The sequence below is a fragment of the Aestuariibius sp. HNIBRBA575 genome, assembly GCF_040932005.1.
Classification (GTDB): domain Bacteria; phylum Pseudomonadota; class Alphaproteobacteria; order Rhodobacterales; family Rhodobacteraceae; genus CANLNM01.
This window is the reverse complement of sequence record NZ_CP162414.1, coordinates 871,734-887,471: the sequence shown is the minus strand read 5'-3', so window position 1 is coordinate 887,471 and position 15,738 is coordinate 871,734. Positions and strand designations below refer to the sequence as shown.

The window sequence follows — 15,738 nt, the reverse complement described above, 5'->3', positions numbered from 1 at the left end:
GGCTTAGGTCCCGTTCTGTGATGGCAGATTTGCATGGGCATTGGCCAGCACGCCCAGCGCCGTGGCGACATGGGGCAAGGGCGGGCAGGATTTGCGGGTGTCCAGGCTGACATGCAGCAACATCTGCGTCGCCTCGGCCATGATCGATCCGTCGGCTTTGATGATCTGATGGGCCAGCCGCATCTTTTTGCCCGCGCCAACCAAGACCTGCGTCAAAACCCGGATCGGTTCGCCGGCCAATGCTTCGTTCAGGTAGCGGATGTTGGTTTCCACGGTAAAGAAACTGTTGCCCGCAGCCACATAATCCGCATCTGCCCCGATATGTGCCATGACCGCATCGGCGGCATCTGAAATTGCCTGCCCAAAGCGGCTTTCGTTCATGTGGCCATTATAGTCGGTCCAATCGATGGGCACGGTGCGATCCACGGTGATCAGGCGGCCATCGTCATGCAATGGGCATTGCCCCAGCGGGCCTTCGTGGGTGTTGATCAACGCGCCTGCCGCAGCATCGCGTGCCTTTAGCGCGCGCATCATGCCCACCAGATTGGTGTCACGCAGGCGTTCCAAGTCGCGGATGGTCATGTGACCCGATTGTGCATCCGATTGACCGGCGATCAAATCCACCAGTTCGTCGGTGAATTCAGGCACATCCGTCAATTTGGTCCACGGCCATTCCAGACAGGGGCCAAACTGATCCAGGAAATGTTTCATCCCCGACTCGCCCCCGGCAATGCGATAGGTTTCAAACAGGCCCATCTGCGCCCAGCGCAGACCAAAGCCATAGCGGATGATGTTGTCGATTTCTTCGGTCGTGGCGATCCCGTCTTTGACCAGCCACAGGCTTTCGCGCCAGACGGCCTCTAGCAATCGATCCGCTACATGGGCGTCGATTTCTTTGGCAATCCGTTGCGGGGACATGCCGATTTCGGTCAGGATCGCATGGGCGCGGTCCAGCATTTCGGGGCTGTTTTTGGGGGTGCCGACCACTTCGACGACGGGCAACAAATAGACCGGGTTAAACGGATGGGTGACAATGATCTGTTCCGGGCGGGTGGCGCAGCCTTGTAACTCTGACGGTTTGAACCCGCTGGTCGACGATCCAATGATCGCATCAGCGCGGCAATGTTCCTGTAGGGTTTGATATACTTTGCGTTTCAGGGCCAATCGTTCCGGCACGCTTTCTTGGATCCAGTCCGCATCGGCCACCGCGCCCGATATCGTGTCGTGAAATGTCAGGGTGCCTTCATTTGGCATCGCCCGATCATAGAGCATCGGCAAAGCAAAGCGCGCATTGGCCAGCACCGCGTCGATTTTGCGCTTTGCCTCTGGGTCCGGGTCAAATACCCGCACATGCCACCCGTTTAGCAAAAACCGTGCGGCCCATCCGCCGCCGATCACACCGCCGCCTAATATTGCAACTGTTTTGGTCATATCCGTTTTCCCGCAAGTATCGGGTCGCCAGCGCGGGTGCATTTGCGCGATGCATCCCCAAAACAGGAGACCCAAGATGAAGATCGCATTTCATGGCCTGCCCAGCGCAGTGGTGGCCGATATTCGCCGCACTCAGATAGATGCCTATGGCAACCCGGTTGAGGAACATATGTCAGACGGTGACGCCTATCCGTGCCGCCATTGTTTAGGCGCGATCCCCAAAGGACAGACCTATCTGATCCTGGCGCATTGCCCGTTTGAAACACGCAACCCTTATGCGGAAACCGGACCGATATTCCTATGTGCCACCGATTGCGCCCCTGCCCCGCACAGGGCCGATCTGCCTGCAATCCTGTTGGCCCCCAATTATATCGTCCGGGGCTATGGCGCGGATGAACGCATCCAATATGGCACAGGCCAAGTGACCCCAACGGATCAGATCGCGACCTATGCGGCGCACTTGCTGGACCGCGACGATGTCGCCTTTGTGGATGTGCGATCCGCGCGCAACAATTGTTTTCAATGTCGGATATGGCCTGCATCCTGATCACCGGTTTGGGGCGCGTTTGGTCAGGCCCAACTTGGCGCGCACTGCCTCTGGCCCCATCACACGTGCCCCTAGGTTTTCAACGATGCTGACCGATTTTTCGACCAATTGCGCATTGGTGGCCAGCACGCCTTTTTCCAGCCATAGGTTGTCTTCTAATCCGACGCGCACATGCCCCCCGGCCAAAACAGATGCCGCCACATAGGCCATCTGATCGCGGCCAATGCTGAACGCGGACCAGTTCCAATCAGACGGCACATTATTGACCATGGCCATAAATGTGTTCAGGTCATTGGGCGCCCCCCACGGGATGCCCATGCACAATTGCACCAATGCGGGACTGTCCAGCACGCCTTTGTCGACCAAGGATTTGGCCAGCCATAAATGCCCTGTGTCAAAGGCTTCTATTTCGGGTTTGACGCCCAGTTCGGTCATCATCCGCCCCATGGTTTCCAACATGCCGGGCGTGTTGGTCATCACATAATCGGCCTCGGCGAAATTCATCGTGCCGCAATCAAGCGTGCAAATTTCGGGCAGGCAATCCGCCACATGGGCCACGCGTTCCTGCGCGCTGACCATATCGGTCCCCGCCACCAGCGGCAGCGGCTGAGACGCAGGCCCAAACATCAAATCGCCCCCCATGCCCGCCGTCAGGTTCAGGATCATGTCAACCTCGGCATCACGGATCCGGTCGGTGACTTCGCGGTATAAATGCCGTGCGCGCGCCGGTGCGCCGGTTTCTGGATCGCGCACATGACAATGCACAATCGCCGCCCCCGCCTTGGCCGCATCAATGGCGCTGTTGGCGATCTGTTCAGGGGATCGCGGCACATGGGGGCTGCGGTCCTGCGATCCGCCCGATCCAGTGACCGCGCAGGTGATAAAAACGTCTTTGGTCATGGCCAGGGGCATCGCATTCTCCTTTTGTTGGGGTCAGCGTGGCCCGGATTGACGGGGCCAATTGTGCAGAGATATAAATAATCATGCAGCTTTGGAAAATTCCTGACGCCCCAAGCCAACAATATGGTATTTTGCTGTTTGATCAGTTTTCAAACCATTGTCTGGCCAATTTCATCGAACCCTTGCGCGCCGTGAACGGGTTTACGGGGGAAACGGTCTATGATTGGCAAATCCTGACGCTGGATGGCGGGCCGGTCACATCGTCCAGTGGCATTCCGATCATGCCTCATGGTCGGCTCAGGGATGCGCGCGGCGATGCGTTGGTGTTGATGCCATCCTATGGGTATCGGGCCTTTGCGACCCCGGCGATGGATCGCGCGTTGCGCGCGGCGGCCACCCGATTTCAGACCTTGATTGGGCTGGATACGGGCGCGTGGTTGCTGGCCCATGCAGGGTTGCTGGATCACGGCCCGGCCACGATCCACACCTCTGAGCTGGATGTTTTTGCCGAACGGTTCCCGGATGTGGATGTGCAGCGGGACCGGTTTGTGATCGGGGAAACCCGGATCACCGCAGGCGGAGCCATGGCCGCCTTTGACCTGGTGCATCACCTGATTGTGCAACGTCACGGCGCGGCAATCGGGCTGCAGGTTGCGGACCTGTTTATGCTGAGCGATCAGGCGATCCCGACCCAATCCAACATCGTGTCACGCGACAAATACGTCCTGCGCGCCTTGGCCGAAATGAATGCGACCCTCGCGGAACCGGTCACCGTGGCGGCCATCGCTGCGCGTTCTGGTCTGCGTCAGCGGGACCTTGAACTGCGATGTCGCAAGGCGTTTGGCACGACACCTGCACAGGTCTATCGTCGTCTGCGGCTGACCTTGGCCCATCGGTTGATCCGCGAAGAAAAGATGAGCATCGCCGAAATCGCCCTGCGCTGTGGCTACGAAGACGCGTCCAGTTTTGCGCGTGCCTTTAAGGGCGAATTTGACCAAAGCCCAACCGATCTGCGTCGATAGCAATTTGATCCAGATTTGTCGCGCTTCGGCTTTACAAGTTCTCGCAGGTTTCCTATAGGAAACACACGTACTAAATTGTGGATTCGGTTGCCCGACGGAGGCCCCATGACAAACACGCCCCAAGAACACGCCCCAACCCCCAAACGCACGCCGCTGCATGATCTGCACGTCTCGCTGGGTGGCAAAATGGTGGATTTCGCCGGATGGGATATGCCCGTTCAATATCCAACCGGGATCATGGCGGAACATGCCCAATGCCGTGCCAAAGCCGCGCTGTTTGATGTCAGCCATATTGGTCAGGTGCATCTGATCGGCGACAATGCCGCCCAAAAACTAGAGGCGCTCTGCCCGTCGGCCTTTACCACGCTCAAGGATGGCAAAGCCCGCTATACGTTTTTCACCAATGACGTGGGTGGTATTCTGGACGACCTGATTGTCGCCAATGCCGGGGATTTCCTGTTTGTGGTGGTCAATGCATCGATGCGTGATCAGGACATCGCCCATATGCGCGCCAATCTGGATGGGATCGACGTGGTGGAAATCACCGATCACGCCCTGATCGCATTACAAGGCCCCGCCGCAGAATCCATTCTGGCGGATCACTGCCCTGACGTGCGTGACATGGGGTTCATGGAAACCATTCTGGCCCAGATCGACGGCCAAGCCGTGCGCATTTCGCGGCTGGGCTATACCGGCGAGGACGGGTTCGAAATTTCGATCCACCAAGACGCCGCCGACGGGTTTGCCCGCCAATTGCTGGCCCATCCGGATTGCGAACCTGCCGGGCTTGGGGCCCGTGACAGCCTGCGACTTGAGGCTGGATTGTGCTTATATGGCAATGACATAACCACGGACACCACACCGATTGAGGCTGGATTGATCTGGGCGATCCAAAAACGCCGCCGCACGGGTGGCGGGTTTCCGGGGGCGGATGTTATTCAGGCACAAATCGCCGATGGACCTGCGCGCCATTTGGTTGGGATCAAACCTTTGGGTCGCGCCCCGGCCCGTGCTGGTGTGGTTTTGCAAATGGCCGGTCAGGATGTCGGGATCATCACATCCGGTGGCTTTGGTCCGACAGTTGGCGGCCCGGTTGCCATGGGCTATGTCACCCGCGATCATGCCGCTATCGGCACCAAGATTGACCTGATCATTCGCGGCAAGGCCCAGCCTGCCGAAATCGTATCGCTGCCTTTCGTGCAGCAAAACTACAAACGCTAAGGGAGCTTTCACATGGCCACCACATATTATTCCGAAGACCATGAATGGATCGAAGTAGACGGCGACATTGCCACAATCGGCATCACCGAACACGCCGCCGTTCAACTGGGCGACATCGTGTTTGTTGAGCTGAAAGAAGAAGGCGACGAATTTGCCAAAGGCGACGATATCGGCGTGATCGAAAGCGTGAAAGCCGCGTCCGAAATCTATGCGCCTGTGGATTGCGAAGTGGTCGAAGCCAACGAAGAACTGGAAGGCAACCCCGCCATGATCAACGAAAGCCCAGAAAGCGGCGCGTGGATCTACAAAGTCAAACTGTCCGACCCATCCCAGCTGGATGATCTGATGGATGCCGACGCCTACAAAGCCCTGATCGGATAAGGAACAGACCGATGACCTTTAAACTGACCGATTACGCAGCCTATGATTTCGCCAATCGCCGTCATATCGGGCCAAGCCCGCAAGAAATGGCGGATATGTTGCAGGTCATCGGATTTAAAACACTGGATCAACTGATCGACGCCACGGTGCCGGTCAGCATCCGCCAGCAGGATCCGCTGGAATGGGGGCCGGCCCTGTCAGAACGTGACGCTTTGCACCACATGAAACAGGTCGCGGGCAAAAACAAAGTCCTGACATCCCTGATTGGTCAGGGCTATTACGGCACTGCCACACCGGCGCCGATCCTGCGCAACATTCTGGAAAACCCAGCCTGGTACACGGCTTACACCCCCTATCAGCCGGAAATTTCCCAAGGCCGGCTTGAGGCGCTGTTGAATTACCAAACCATGGTCAGCGATTTGACCGGGCTCGACATCGCCAACGCATCCCTGCTCGATGAATCCACGGCAGCGGCCGAGGCCATGACAATGGCCAAGAGGGCCGGTAAATCCAAGGCCAAGGCCTTCTTTGTCGATGAAAACTGCCACCCCCAGAACATCGCCGTGATCAAAACCCGCGCTGAACCGCTGGACATTGAAATCATCGTGGGCAACCCGGATGATCTGGTCGCCGAAAATGTGTTTGGTGCGATTTTCCAATATCCCGGCACCTATGGCCATGTGCGCGATTTCACCGCTGAAATCGACGCGCTGCATGCGGTCAAAGCGTTGGCAATTGTCATTGCCGACCCGCTGGCGCTGACCCTCCTCAAAAGCCCCGGTGAAATGGGCGCTGACATTGCGGTTGGCTCAACCCAGCGCTTTGGCGTGCCCATGGGCTTTGGCGGGCCGCACGCGGCCTATATGGCTTGTCGCGATGCTTATAAACGCGCCATGCCGGGCCGGATTATCGGCGTGTCTGTCGATGCGCGCGGCAATTCCGCCTATCGGTTGTCGCTGCAAACCCGCGAACAGCATATTCGCCGCGAAAAGGCCAATTCCAACGTCTGCACCGCGCAGGCATTGTTGGCGGTTATGGCATCGATGTATGCGGTCTATCACGGGCCTGATGGGCTAAAGGCGATTGCCCAGACCGTGCATCGACGCACCGCCCGTCTGGCCAATGGGCTAGAGGCGGCAGGCTTCGCTGTGGAACCGGAAACTTTCTTTGATACCATCACGGTAGAGGTCGGCGCGTTGCAGACCACAGTGATGAACGCAGCCGTGTCCGAAGGCATCAACCTGCGCAAAGTGGGCGATACAAAGATCGGGATTTCGCTGGATGAAATGACCCGCTTTGACACAATCGAAGCGTTGTGGCGCGCCTTTGGCATCAATCGCAAAGCCACCAAAGATCAGGCCTATCGCCTGCCCGACGGCGCCCTACGCGAAAGTGCCTACTTGACCCACGAAACGTTCCATCGCAACCGCGCTGAGGCGGAAATGACCCGTTATATGCGGCGTCTGGCCGATCGCGATCTGGCGCTGGACCGCGCGATGATCCCGCTGGGGTCCTGCACAATGAAGCTGAACGCCACCGTGGAAATGATCCCGGTGACATGGCCGGAATTTGGCGATCTGCATCCATTTGTGCCCAAAGATCAGGCCGCCGGGTATCACGAAATGATCGATGATCTGAACGACAAACTGTGTCAGATCACCGGCTATGACGCGATTTCACAGCAGCCCAATTCGGGCGCGCAGGGCGAATATGCCGGTCTGCTGACCATCCGCAATTATCACATGTCTCAGGGCCAAGCGCAGCGCAATGTCTGCCTGATCCCCACATCCGCCCACGGCACCAACCCCGCCAGCGCCCAGATGGTCGGCTGGAAAGTTGTGCCAGTTGCGTCAGATGAGGATGGCAACATTGATCTGGACGATTTCCGCGCCAAGGCGGAAAAATTTAGCGACACATTGGCGGGTTGTATGATCACATACCCGTCCACTCACGGCGTATTTGAAGAAACCGTGCAAGAGGTCTGTCAGATCACCCATGATCACGGCGGTCAGGTCTATATTGACGGCGCCAATATGAACGCCATGGTTGGCCTGTCCCGACCCGGTGATATCGGCGGTGATGTCAGCCATTTGAACCTGCATAAAACGTTTTGCATTCCCCATGGTGGCGGTGGCCCCGGTATGGGTCCGATTGGGGTGAAATCCCACCTGACCGAACACCTGCCCGGTCACCCGGAATATGGCAGCGCGGTGGGTCCTGTATCTGCGGCTCCGTTTGGATCGCCGTCGATCCTGCCGGTGTCGTGGGCCTATATCCTGTTGATGGGCGGCAATGGTTTGACCCAAGCCACCAAGGTTGCGATCCTGAACGCCAACTATATCGCGGCCCGCCTGAAAGACGCCTATGACATTCTTTACACGTCCACTTCTGGTCGTGTGGCCCATGAATGTATTCTGGATACGCGCCCACTGGCAGACAGCGCGGGTATCAGCGTTGACGACATCGCCAAACGCCTGATGGATAGCGGGTTTCACGCGCCTACCATGTCGTGGCCTGTGGCGGGCACCTTGATGGTGGAACCCACAGAATCTGAACCCAAGGCCGAACTGGACCGATTTATCGACGCGATGCTGTCGATCCGCGCCGAAGCCCAAGACATCGAAGACGGCAAGATCGACGCCGAAAACAACCCGCTGAAACATGCACCACACACGGTTGCGGATTTGGTTGGGGATTGGGATCGTCCTTATACGCGGCAACAGGCCTGTTATCCGGCTGGATCGCTGGGGGTCGATAAATATTGGCCGCCGGTGAACCGGGTTGATAACGCCTATGGGGATCGCAATCTGGTCTGTACATGTCCGCCAATGGACGCCTATGTAGACGCCGCAGAATAACAGCTGCACACTATCACCAAAAGGGGGCCACGCGCCCCCTTTTATATGTCTGGTGACATGTCTGGGATACAGCCCGGTTTACCGGCGCATTGCAGCCCCGGCACACATTCCACATCCACATCAATCAGGGATTTAAAGCGCGCGCAGCCTTGCCCCGCCCCCAATAGGCGCACCACATTGCGCCCCTCAGCCGCATCGCGCGCCATCATCGCCTCGGCCCCCGGCAGATCCGGTTGCAACTGACGTCGCTCTGCATCCCGACGGGCCAATTCCAGAATGTCTGGCGGCGGGCCATCGTAGTAAATCACATCCGCTTCTTGCAGGCGTTCCACCGCGCGCAGGGTCAACAAATCCCGCGTTTCCGGCAGGGAAATCAACGTGATCCCACCGCCGGTGTCACCTGCCCCGCCTGCGGCAATCGCCTGTTTCAGCATCTTGGCCGCGTCCCGTTCCGCGCCACGTTTAAACGCCTGCCACGGCCCCTGCCCAAAGGCCCAGCGCCAGAATGCCCGGCGTTTTTGCGGTTCAACATCACGCGCCACGGCCACCCGTAACCGCCCCGCCAACGCAGCAAAGGCCCCAAGCCGCGGATCCAGCAATTGTTCGATCCGGGTTTTTAATCCGCGCGCCAAAATCGGCGCTGTGCCTTCGGTGCCGATGGCCACCACAACCGGGTCACGATCCACAATCGACGGGGTTGTCACATCACATAAATCCGGCCGATCCACGACATTGACCAATGCGCCGACGGATTTTGCCACGCCGTGCAACGCGGCGTCGTGATCCTCATCCCCAGTGGCGATAAACACCAGCGCAGCATCGGCAAAAACACCCGCCGTTTCATCGTGGATATGCGTGGCACGACCCTCATCCACCAAGGCCTGTAATTCGTCATCCAGATCCGGCGCGGCCAGCACGATTTGTGCCTCGGTTTTCAGCAGCAAACGCGCCTTTTGGGCGGCCTGTTCGCCGCCCCCTGCAATCACAACCCGCCGGTTCGCGACAACAATAAACATCGGAAATGATTTCATCTGGCGTCCCACAATGCCTGAATGCGCGCCCGTGCATCCGCAACGCCCAGCGTTTTCAGCGCCGACGTGGCCGTGCCTAAAACGATCGCTTCGGCAAAGTCATCCTGCAGAGTGCCCCCCCAAAGTGCCGCCAAGGCGGATGGGTCAGAGGGCGCTTCGGCCAGGCGTTGCACCTGATCGATCTGCGCTGGGGCCGATGTATCAAACGCCACCCCGTCGCGCAGACCAAATAGCGCGATTTCTTTGCTGGGATGACGTTCAAATTCGCCGCCGCCGCCCTTTAGGACGGTCAGGTTTTTCTGCCCTAAAATGCGCCCAACATCCTGTTGCAGCCCCCGATAGGGCGGGTGAAACACGCCTTGCACTGCGGCATCCGCGGCAAACGGGTTCAACACGCGCAATAACGTGTTCACACAGGACCGCAGCCCCAAAACATCGCGCAATCGCAACAGATCAAACAGCGCTGGCGACAGGGTTTCCAACGGCAAATACGCGATATTACTCAGGCGCAGATTTTCGCCCGCCTCGGCCACAGATGCGGCTTTGACCACGCCAATTACTGACAGGGCATTGCGCACGGATGCGGCTGGGTTCTGATGCGAATTCCAGCCATGTAACAGCACAGGGTACCCCGCCCGTGCCACCAATTTGGCCGACAGCAAAAACCAAGGCAGCCCCCGCGTGCGCCCCGCCGCATAGGTCGGCCAATCCAGCGCGGGTTGTATCGGGATCGGCGGCAACGTGGCCCGCGCGGCGCGGGCGAACCCGGCCAATTCTTCGGGCTGTTCACCCTTCATGCGCAAGAGCATCAGCAACGCCCCAATGGATTCCGGGGCCGCGTCCCCGTTTAGGATCAGGGTCATCGCCTCTTGGGCTTCTTCTAGCGTTAAGGATCGCGACCGACCCGGTCCACGCCCCAAAATCCGCACATAGGGCGCCAGCCCGGTTTTGGCATTCATAAAGGGTTCAGTTTCATTCTGCGGCGACTTTCACCTGTGCCCGGCCCAATAATGCGGTCAATTCGGGTTTGCACGACCCGCAATTTGTGCCCGCCTGCAATGCCACGCCAATGGCATCGACATTGATCAGCCCCTGCGTTTCAATTGCCGTCAGGATAGTGTTCACACCAACCCCAAAACAAGAGCAAAGCGTCGGGCCCGGATCCGGCATGTCCGCGCCGGGGCGTCCGGCCAGAATGCGCGGGCTGTTTTGCCCCAGCTGCCCGGCCAGATAATCGCGAGACACCGCAATCGGGTCCGGCCCCGCAAACAAGGCCCCAACGACGATCCCATCCCGCAAAATCGCAATTCGCGCATGACCGCGCGCTTTGTCGAGCACAGAAATCACGTCGCCGTCGGACAAGCCCAACAAACTGCGCGCATAGGTTTCCCAATTGTCCGGCACGTCATCCGCGGCCAATTCCAGACGCCATCCCCCCGCCACACGGGCCTTGGCCCAATAGGCGGTGTTGGGATTTGGCGTCTGGGTTGTGATCGCATAGCCGTACCAATTGGCGTGAAATTTTTCGACCGAAACCACAGATGCTTTGCTGTCGGGCTGGCCGCTAAACGGGTCCACATTAGCCGTCACAAGGTCATCAATACGCCCGCTTGGGGCGGTTTCCCCGGTCCAGTGGATCGGCGCAAACGGATTGCCCGGACTTACCGCGTCAGAAATCAGCACCCGCAACAGGGCTGTGCCAGTGGGGCTATTCAGACGCACAATATCCGAAGGCGACAGGCCCAGATCGGTGGCATCCTTTGGGTGAAGTTCCAAAAACGGTTCAGCCAAATGCGCCGACAAACGCGGTGATTTGGCGCTGCGGGTCATCGTGTGCCATTGATCGCGGATCCGCCCGGTATTCAGACGATAGGGGTATTTGGCACTGCGTTTGGACGGTAGATCGGCCTGTTTAACCGCCAGCATTTGCGCCTTGTGATTGGGGGTATAAAACACCCCATCCGCAAAGAAACGCCCGCCACGGCGGGATGCAGTCACCGGCCAGCGCGTGGGGGGCAACGTCGCATAATCCGTATCTTTCAGATCGCTAAACCCCGATATATCAAAGTCTTTTCCCAATGCGCCTGCGCGCCCCGACAGGGCTGCATATTCGCGAAAAATCTGCGCAGGTGTTTGGTAATCAAACGCGTGTTGCCAACCCATGCGACGCCCCACTTCGGCCAGTTGCGCCCAATCGGCGCGGGCCTGACCGGGAATGGGCAAAAACGCCCGTTGGCGGCTGATTGTGCGATCCGAATTGGTGACGGTCCCGTCCTTTTCGCCCCACCCGGCGGCGGGCAAAACCACATCGGCCAGTTGTGCCGTGTCGGTTTGATCGGTCAGATCACTGACCACCACAAAGTCGCAGGATTTGATCGCGGCGCGCACAGCCGCCGCGTCGGGCATGGACACGGCCGGGTTGGTGTGGATGATCCACAGCGCCTTGATCTGACCATTGCCAGCGGCTTTGAACAGATCAACGGCCTTTCGTCCCGGTTTATCCGCAACATTGGGCACATCCCAAAAATCCGCCACACAGGCGCGGTGATCCGGATTTTCAATATCCAGATGACAGGCCAGCATATTGGCAAGCCCACCCACTTCGCGACCGCCCATCGCGTTGGGCTGACCTGTGACGGAAAATGGCCCCATGCCGGGGCGTCCGATGCGCCCGGTGGCCAGATGGCAGTTCAGGATCGCGTTGACTTTGTCGGTGCCATTTGCGCTTTGGTTGACGCCTTGGGAATAGATCGTGACCACGTTTTTATGTGCAACCCAAAGGTCATAGAAATCCTGTAATTTCTGAGGGTCAAGGCCGGTTTTGGTCAGATCAACCTGTTGAGCAATGTCCAACGCTGCATCAAACCCGTTCACATGTTGTAAATATGTGCGGTCAACGGCATCGGCCTGTGCAATGGCCGACAACAGACCATTAAACAGCGCCACGTCGCTGCCGGTTTTTAGCGGTAGATGCAGGTCTGCGATGTCGCAACTCGCTGTGCGGCGCGGGTCGATCACCACCACTTTGGTGCCGTGATCCTTGCGGGCGGCGACCAATCGCTGGAACAGGACCGGATGGCACCACGCCAGATTTGATCCAACCAAAACCACCAGATCGGCCTGTTCGATATCGGCGTAGGTGCCTGGCACCGTATCGGTCCCAAAGGCCCGTTTATGCCCCGCCACCGACGACGACATGCAAAGCCGTGAATTGGTGTCGATATTGGCCGATCCGATGAAACCTTTCATCAGTTTATTGGCCACATAGTAGTCTTCGGTCAGCAATTGACCGGACACATAAAACCCAACACTGTCGGGGCCATAGGTGCCAATGGCGGCCTTGAATTTCTGTGCCACCAGATCCAGAGCAGTATCCCAGCTGGCCTGTTGCCCGCCCACCATCGGGTGTAGCAAACGGCCCGTCAGGTCCACCGTTTCCCCCAATGCGGACCCTTTGGAACACAGGCGACCAAAATTGGCCGGATGGTTTGGGTCGCCTTGGATTTGCACGCCGCCCTGCCCGTCCGGGCTGGCGATCACACCGCAGCCCACGCCACAATAGGGACAGGTTGTGCAGATGCTCATGCGGCGCTCCGTTTGCCCAAAGTTGCGCCGTCGATCAACAAACGGCCCTCTTCGATGCGGATCGGATAGGTGGCGATTTGGCCCTGATCTGCGCCCTGCGCCTGCCCGGTTTCCAGCGAAAACACCCAATTGTGCAGCGGGCACGTCACAGATTTGCCATGCACGATACCTTCTGACAGGGGGCCTTGTTTGTGCGGGCATGTATCCGATGTGGCAAAGGCTTCGTTTTCGGCAGTGCGAAACACTGCCACGCAGCCCACGGGTGATTTGATCACGCGCGCCCCGCGCAAAGGGATGTCGGTGATGGCGCCAATGTCGATCCAGCTCATTCTGCGGCCTCCAATGTCAGGTCCGCCATCGGGCGATAGGCGGCGGCGTTATTGTCAATGTGATCGGCCCAAGGATCGGCGCGATAAACCGATTGGGACAGATCAAACCGGGCGGCCAATGCGGCGCGACTGTCCAGATCGTTGATCTGTTCCTTGCACCAATCCAGCCCAACACGGCCCACCCATTTGAACACGCGGTCCAGATAGCGGGCGTTTTCACGATAAAGCTGGGTAAAGGCGTTGATGACCTCGATCACCTCTTCTTCGGTGGTGACTTTGATCAGGGCTTCGGTTTCTTTAACCTCCATCCCGGCCGCGCCTGCGACCGAAATTTCATAGCCCGAATCCACGCAGATCACGCCGATATCTTTGCAGGTGGCTTCGGCGCAATTGCGTGGGCACCCCGATACACCCAGTTTCAATTTATGCGGAGTCCAAGACCCCCATAATTCCTTTTCCAGCTTGATCCCCAACCCGGTGCTGTCTTGGGTCGCAACCCGGCAATGGTCTGTTCCGACACAGGTTTTCACTGTGCGCAGGCCCTTGGAATAGGCGTGTCCTGACACCATGCCCGCCTGATTGAGGTCATACCAGATCGCCGGCAGGTCCTGTTTTTTGACCCCCAGCAAATCGATCCGTTGACCACCGGTCACCTTGACCGTTGGCACGTTGTATTTGTCGGCGGCATCCGCAATGGCGCGCAGCTCAGATGGGGTGGTGATCCCCCCCCACATGCGCGGCACAACGGAATAGGTCCCGTCCTTTTGAATGTTGGCGTGGTTGCGTTCATTGACAAATCGCGACTGCGGATCGTCGATGTAATCCACGGGCCAATCCGACAGCAGGTAGTAATTGATCGCCGGGCGGCACACGTGACACCCGTTGCGGGTTTTCCAACCCAGTTCCTGCCAAACCGCGTCTTGGGATTTGAGTTCCTGAGATTTGATCAACCGGCGCACATCATCATGGCCCAGATCGGTGCAGCCACAGATCGATGCAGCCGCCGGAACAACAAAGTCGTCCCCCAGCGTGGAGGCCAAAACCTGTTCCACCAAGGAGGTACAGGTGCCACAGGATGCGGATGCTTTGGTCGTGGCCCGGATCGCGCCCAGATCGGTTGCGCCATCGTTGATCGCGTCGGTGATTGTGCCTTTGCAAATGCCGTTACAGCCACAGATTTCCGCATCAAGCGGTAAGGCTGCAACGGCCACCAAAGGGTCCACTTGGGCACCCCCTTGGAACGATGGGCCAAAAATCAATGTATCGCGCATTTCGGACACGTCGGTTTTGTCTTTGATCAGACCAAAGAACCAGTTGCCGTCTGCCGTATCGCCATACATCACCGCCCCAATCAGACGGTTTTGTTCCAACACCAGACGTTTATAAACGCCCCGCGCCGGGTCACGGAAAACGATGTCTTCGCGCCCCTCACCTTCGGCAAAATCCCCCGCACTAAACAGATCACAGCCTGTGACTTTCAGCTTGGTGGCGACCTCTTTGGGTTCAAAAACCGCCTCTTCGTTCAGCAGGGTCTGGGCGACCACGCGGGCTTGGTCATAGATCGGCGCGACCAGCCCAAACAGCTGCCCGCGATGTTCCACACATTCGCCCATCGCCAGAATGGACGGATCAGAGGTGCGCATCGCATCATCCACGGTGATGCCACGTTCCACTTCGATCCGGGCATCGGTGGCCAGCCGCGTTTCGGGGCGGATGCCAACGGCCATCACCACCAGATCAGCCTCCAGACCTTCGTTATCTTCCAGCATCACGCCTTCGACCCGGTCTTCGCCCAGGATCGCCGCTGTGGACGCCTTGCACATGATGCGGATGCCTTTGTCTTCTAGGCTGCGGCGCAACAGATACCCTGCGGCTTCGTCCAGTTGACGTTCCATCAGGTGACCCATCAGATGCAACACTGTCACATCCATGCCGCGCAGTTTCAGACCTGCCGCTGCCTCTAGGCCCAGCAGACCGCCGCCGATGACCACAGCCTTGGCGCCCGGTTTGGCGGCCGCATCGATCATGGCGTTGGTATCGTCCAGATCGCGATAGGAAATCACCCCCGGCAAATCCTTGCCCTGAACGGGGATGATAAACGGCGCTGACCCGGTGGCGATCAGCAGCATGTCATAGGCCACTTCGCCGTTTTGACCGATCACTATTTTGCGGTCGCGATCAATGGCCGTGACATGTTCGCCAAATCGGCAGGTCACGCCGCGCGCTTCGTACCAATCGGCGTCATGGGTGACGATTTCTGCATAGGTTTTTTCGCCCGACAGAACCGGCGACAACATGATGCGGTTATAATTGCCACGCGGTTCGGCGTTAAACAGCGTCACCTCATAGGCGTCTGGATCGGCCTCCAGCAAATGTTCGAGCGCACGGCCCGATGCCATGCCTGCGCCGATAATAACAAGCTTCTTTTTCATG

At 58.4% G+C, this 15,738-nt stretch carries 12 protein-coding genes; 5 read left to right on the top strand and 7 right to left on the bottom strand.

What is annotated here, in order from left to right; all coding sequences use genetic code 11:
- Positions 1-3: 3 nt before the first annotated feature.
- Entirely contained in the window at positions 4-1,431 is a 1,428-nt protein-coding gene (locus AB1F12_RS04560; RefSeq protein WP_368186911.1) for a carnitine 3-dehydrogenase, read from the bottom strand.
- Positions 1,432-1,507: 76 nt separating this feature from the next.
- Between AB1F12_RS04560 and AB1F12_RS04555 the strand changes: the two genes are divergently transcribed.
- A complete protein-coding gene (locus AB1F12_RS04555) occupies positions 1,508-1,978 on the top strand; it encodes a DUF1203 domain-containing protein (RefSeq protein ID WP_368186910.1) in 471 nt (156 codons plus the stop codon).
- On the opposite strand, the gene AB1F12_RS04550 is transcribed toward AB1F12_RS04555, so the two are convergent.
- The gene (locus AB1F12_RS04550; protein WP_368186909.1) at positions 1,979-2,890 is read right to left on the bottom strand and encodes a 3-keto-5-aminohexanoate cleavage protein; all 912 of its coding nucleotides are present in this window, start codon (positions 2,888-2,890) and stop codon (positions 1,979-1,981) included.
- 71 nt (positions 2,891-2,961) lie between these two features.
- On the opposite strand from AB1F12_RS04550, the gene AB1F12_RS04545 reads away from it, so the two are divergent.
- The 4 genes from AB1F12_RS04545 (at position 2,962) to gcvP (ending at position 8,360) form a co-directional block, all read left to right on the top strand.
- Positions 2,962-3,900, top strand: a complete 939-nt coding sequence (locus AB1F12_RS04545; protein ID WP_368186907.1) for a GlxA family transcriptional regulator — start codon at positions 2,962-2,964, stop codon at positions 3,898-3,900.
- Positions 3,901-4,005: 105 nt separating this feature from the next.
- Positions 4,006-5,121 carry a glycine cleavage system aminomethyltransferase GcvT gene (gene gcvT, locus AB1F12_RS04540; protein ID WP_368186905.1) on the top strand — a complete coding sequence of 372 codons (1,116 nt, stop codon included), beginning with the start codon at positions 4,006-4,008 and terminating at the stop codon, positions 5,119-5,121.
- 12 nt (positions 5,122-5,133) lie between these two features.
- Positions 5,134-5,502, top strand: coding sequence for a glycine cleavage system protein GcvH (gcvH, locus tag AB1F12_RS04535; protein WP_368186903.1), 369 nt, complete (start codon positions 5,134-5,136; stop codon positions 5,500-5,502).
- An 11-nt stretch (positions 5,503-5,513) separates the two neighbouring features.
- Entirely contained in the window at positions 5,514-8,360 is a 2,847-nt protein-coding gene (gene gcvP / locus AB1F12_RS04530) for an aminomethyl-transferring glycine dehydrogenase (RefSeq protein WP_368186902.1), read from the top strand.
- A gap of 41 nt (positions 8,361-8,401) precedes the next feature.
- Here the strand turns inward: gcvP and AB1F12_RS04525 are convergent, their stop codons facing one another.
- Genes AB1F12_RS04525 through nirB form a run of 5 tightly spaced genes read right to left on the bottom strand, consistent with a single transcriptional unit; the run spans position 8,402 to position 15,737 of the window.
- Positions 8,402-9,391 (bottom strand): NAD(P)-dependent oxidoreductase, encoded by a 990-nt coding sequence (locus AB1F12_RS04525; protein ID WP_368186900.1) that lies wholly within the window; start codon positions 9,389-9,391, stop codon positions 8,402-8,404.
- Complete coding sequence (locus AB1F12_RS04520; protein WP_368186899.1) at positions 9,388-10,350, bottom strand: glycosyl transferase family protein; 963 nt, start codon at positions 10,348-10,350, stop codon at positions 9,388-9,390. The genes AB1F12_RS04525 and AB1F12_RS04520 overlap by 4 nt, the downstream gene beginning before the upstream one ends.
- A 13-nt stretch (positions 10,351-10,363) precedes the next feature.
- Positions 10,364-12,976, bottom strand: coding sequence for a molybdopterin-dependent oxidoreductase (locus AB1F12_RS04515; RefSeq protein ID WP_368186897.1), 2,613 nt, complete (start codon positions 12,974-12,976; stop codon positions 10,364-10,366).
- Positions 12,973-13,305, bottom strand: coding sequence for a nitrite reductase small subunit NirD (nirD, locus tag AB1F12_RS04510; RefSeq protein WP_368186895.1), 333 nt, complete (start codon positions 13,303-13,305; stop codon positions 12,973-12,975). Before nirD ends, AB1F12_RS04515 begins: the two co-directional genes overlap by 4 nt.
- Complete coding sequence (gene nirB / locus AB1F12_RS04505) at positions 13,302-15,737, bottom strand: nitrite reductase large subunit NirB (protein ID WP_368186893.1); 2,436 nt, start codon at positions 15,735-15,737, stop codon at positions 13,302-13,304. The genes nirD and nirB overlap by 4 nt, the downstream gene beginning before the upstream one ends.
- Between the last annotated feature and the right edge of the window lies 1 nt (position 15,738).

What these genes read in the sequence shown, in the direction of transcription:
- AB1F12_RS04560 (WP_368186911.1), bottom strand. Translation starts at nt 1,431, where the DNA reads ATGACCAAAACAGTTGCAATATTAGGCGGCGGTGTGATCGGCGGCGGA.
- AB1F12_RS04555 (WP_368186910.1), top strand. Translation starts at nt 1,508, where the DNA reads ATGAAGATCGCATTTCATGGCCTGCCCAGCGCAGTGGTGGCCGATATT.
- AB1F12_RS04550 (WP_368186909.1), bottom strand. Translation starts at nt 2,890, where the DNA reads ATGCCCCTGGCCATGACCAAAGACGTTTTTATCACCTGCGCGGTCACT.
- AB1F12_RS04545 (WP_368186907.1), top strand. Translation starts at nt 2,962, where the DNA reads ATGCAGCTTTGGAAAATTCCTGACGCCCCAAGCCAACAATATGGTATT.
- gcvT (WP_368186905.1), top strand. Translation starts at nt 4,006, where the DNA reads ATGACAAACACGCCCCAAGAACACGCCCCAACCCCCAAACGCACGCCG.
- gcvH (WP_368186903.1), top strand. Translation starts at nt 5,134, where the DNA reads ATGGCCACCACATATTATTCCGAAGACCATGAATGGATCGAAGTAGAC.
- gcvP (WP_368186902.1), top strand. Translation starts at nt 5,514, where the DNA reads ATGACCTTTAAACTGACCGATTACGCAGCCTATGATTTCGCCAATCGC.
- AB1F12_RS04525 (WP_368186900.1), bottom strand. Translation starts at nt 9,391, where the DNA reads ATGAAATCATTTCCGATGTTTATTGTTGTCGCGAACCGGCGGGTTGTG.
- AB1F12_RS04520 (WP_368186899.1), bottom strand. Translation starts at nt 10,350, where the DNA reads ATGAATGCCAAAACCGGGCTGGCGCCCTATGTGCGGATTTTGGGGCGT.
- AB1F12_RS04515 (WP_368186897.1), bottom strand. Translation starts at nt 12,976, where the DNA reads ATGAGCATCTGCACAACCTGTCCCTATTGTGGCGTGGGCTGCGGTGTG.
- nirD (WP_368186895.1), bottom strand. Translation starts at nt 13,305, where the DNA reads ATGAGCTGGATCGACATTGGCGCCATCACCGACATCCCTTTGCGCGGG.
- nirB (WP_368186893.1), bottom strand. Translation starts at nt 15,737, where the DNA reads ATGAAAAAGAAGCTTGTTATTATCGGCGCAGGCATGGCATCGGGCCGT.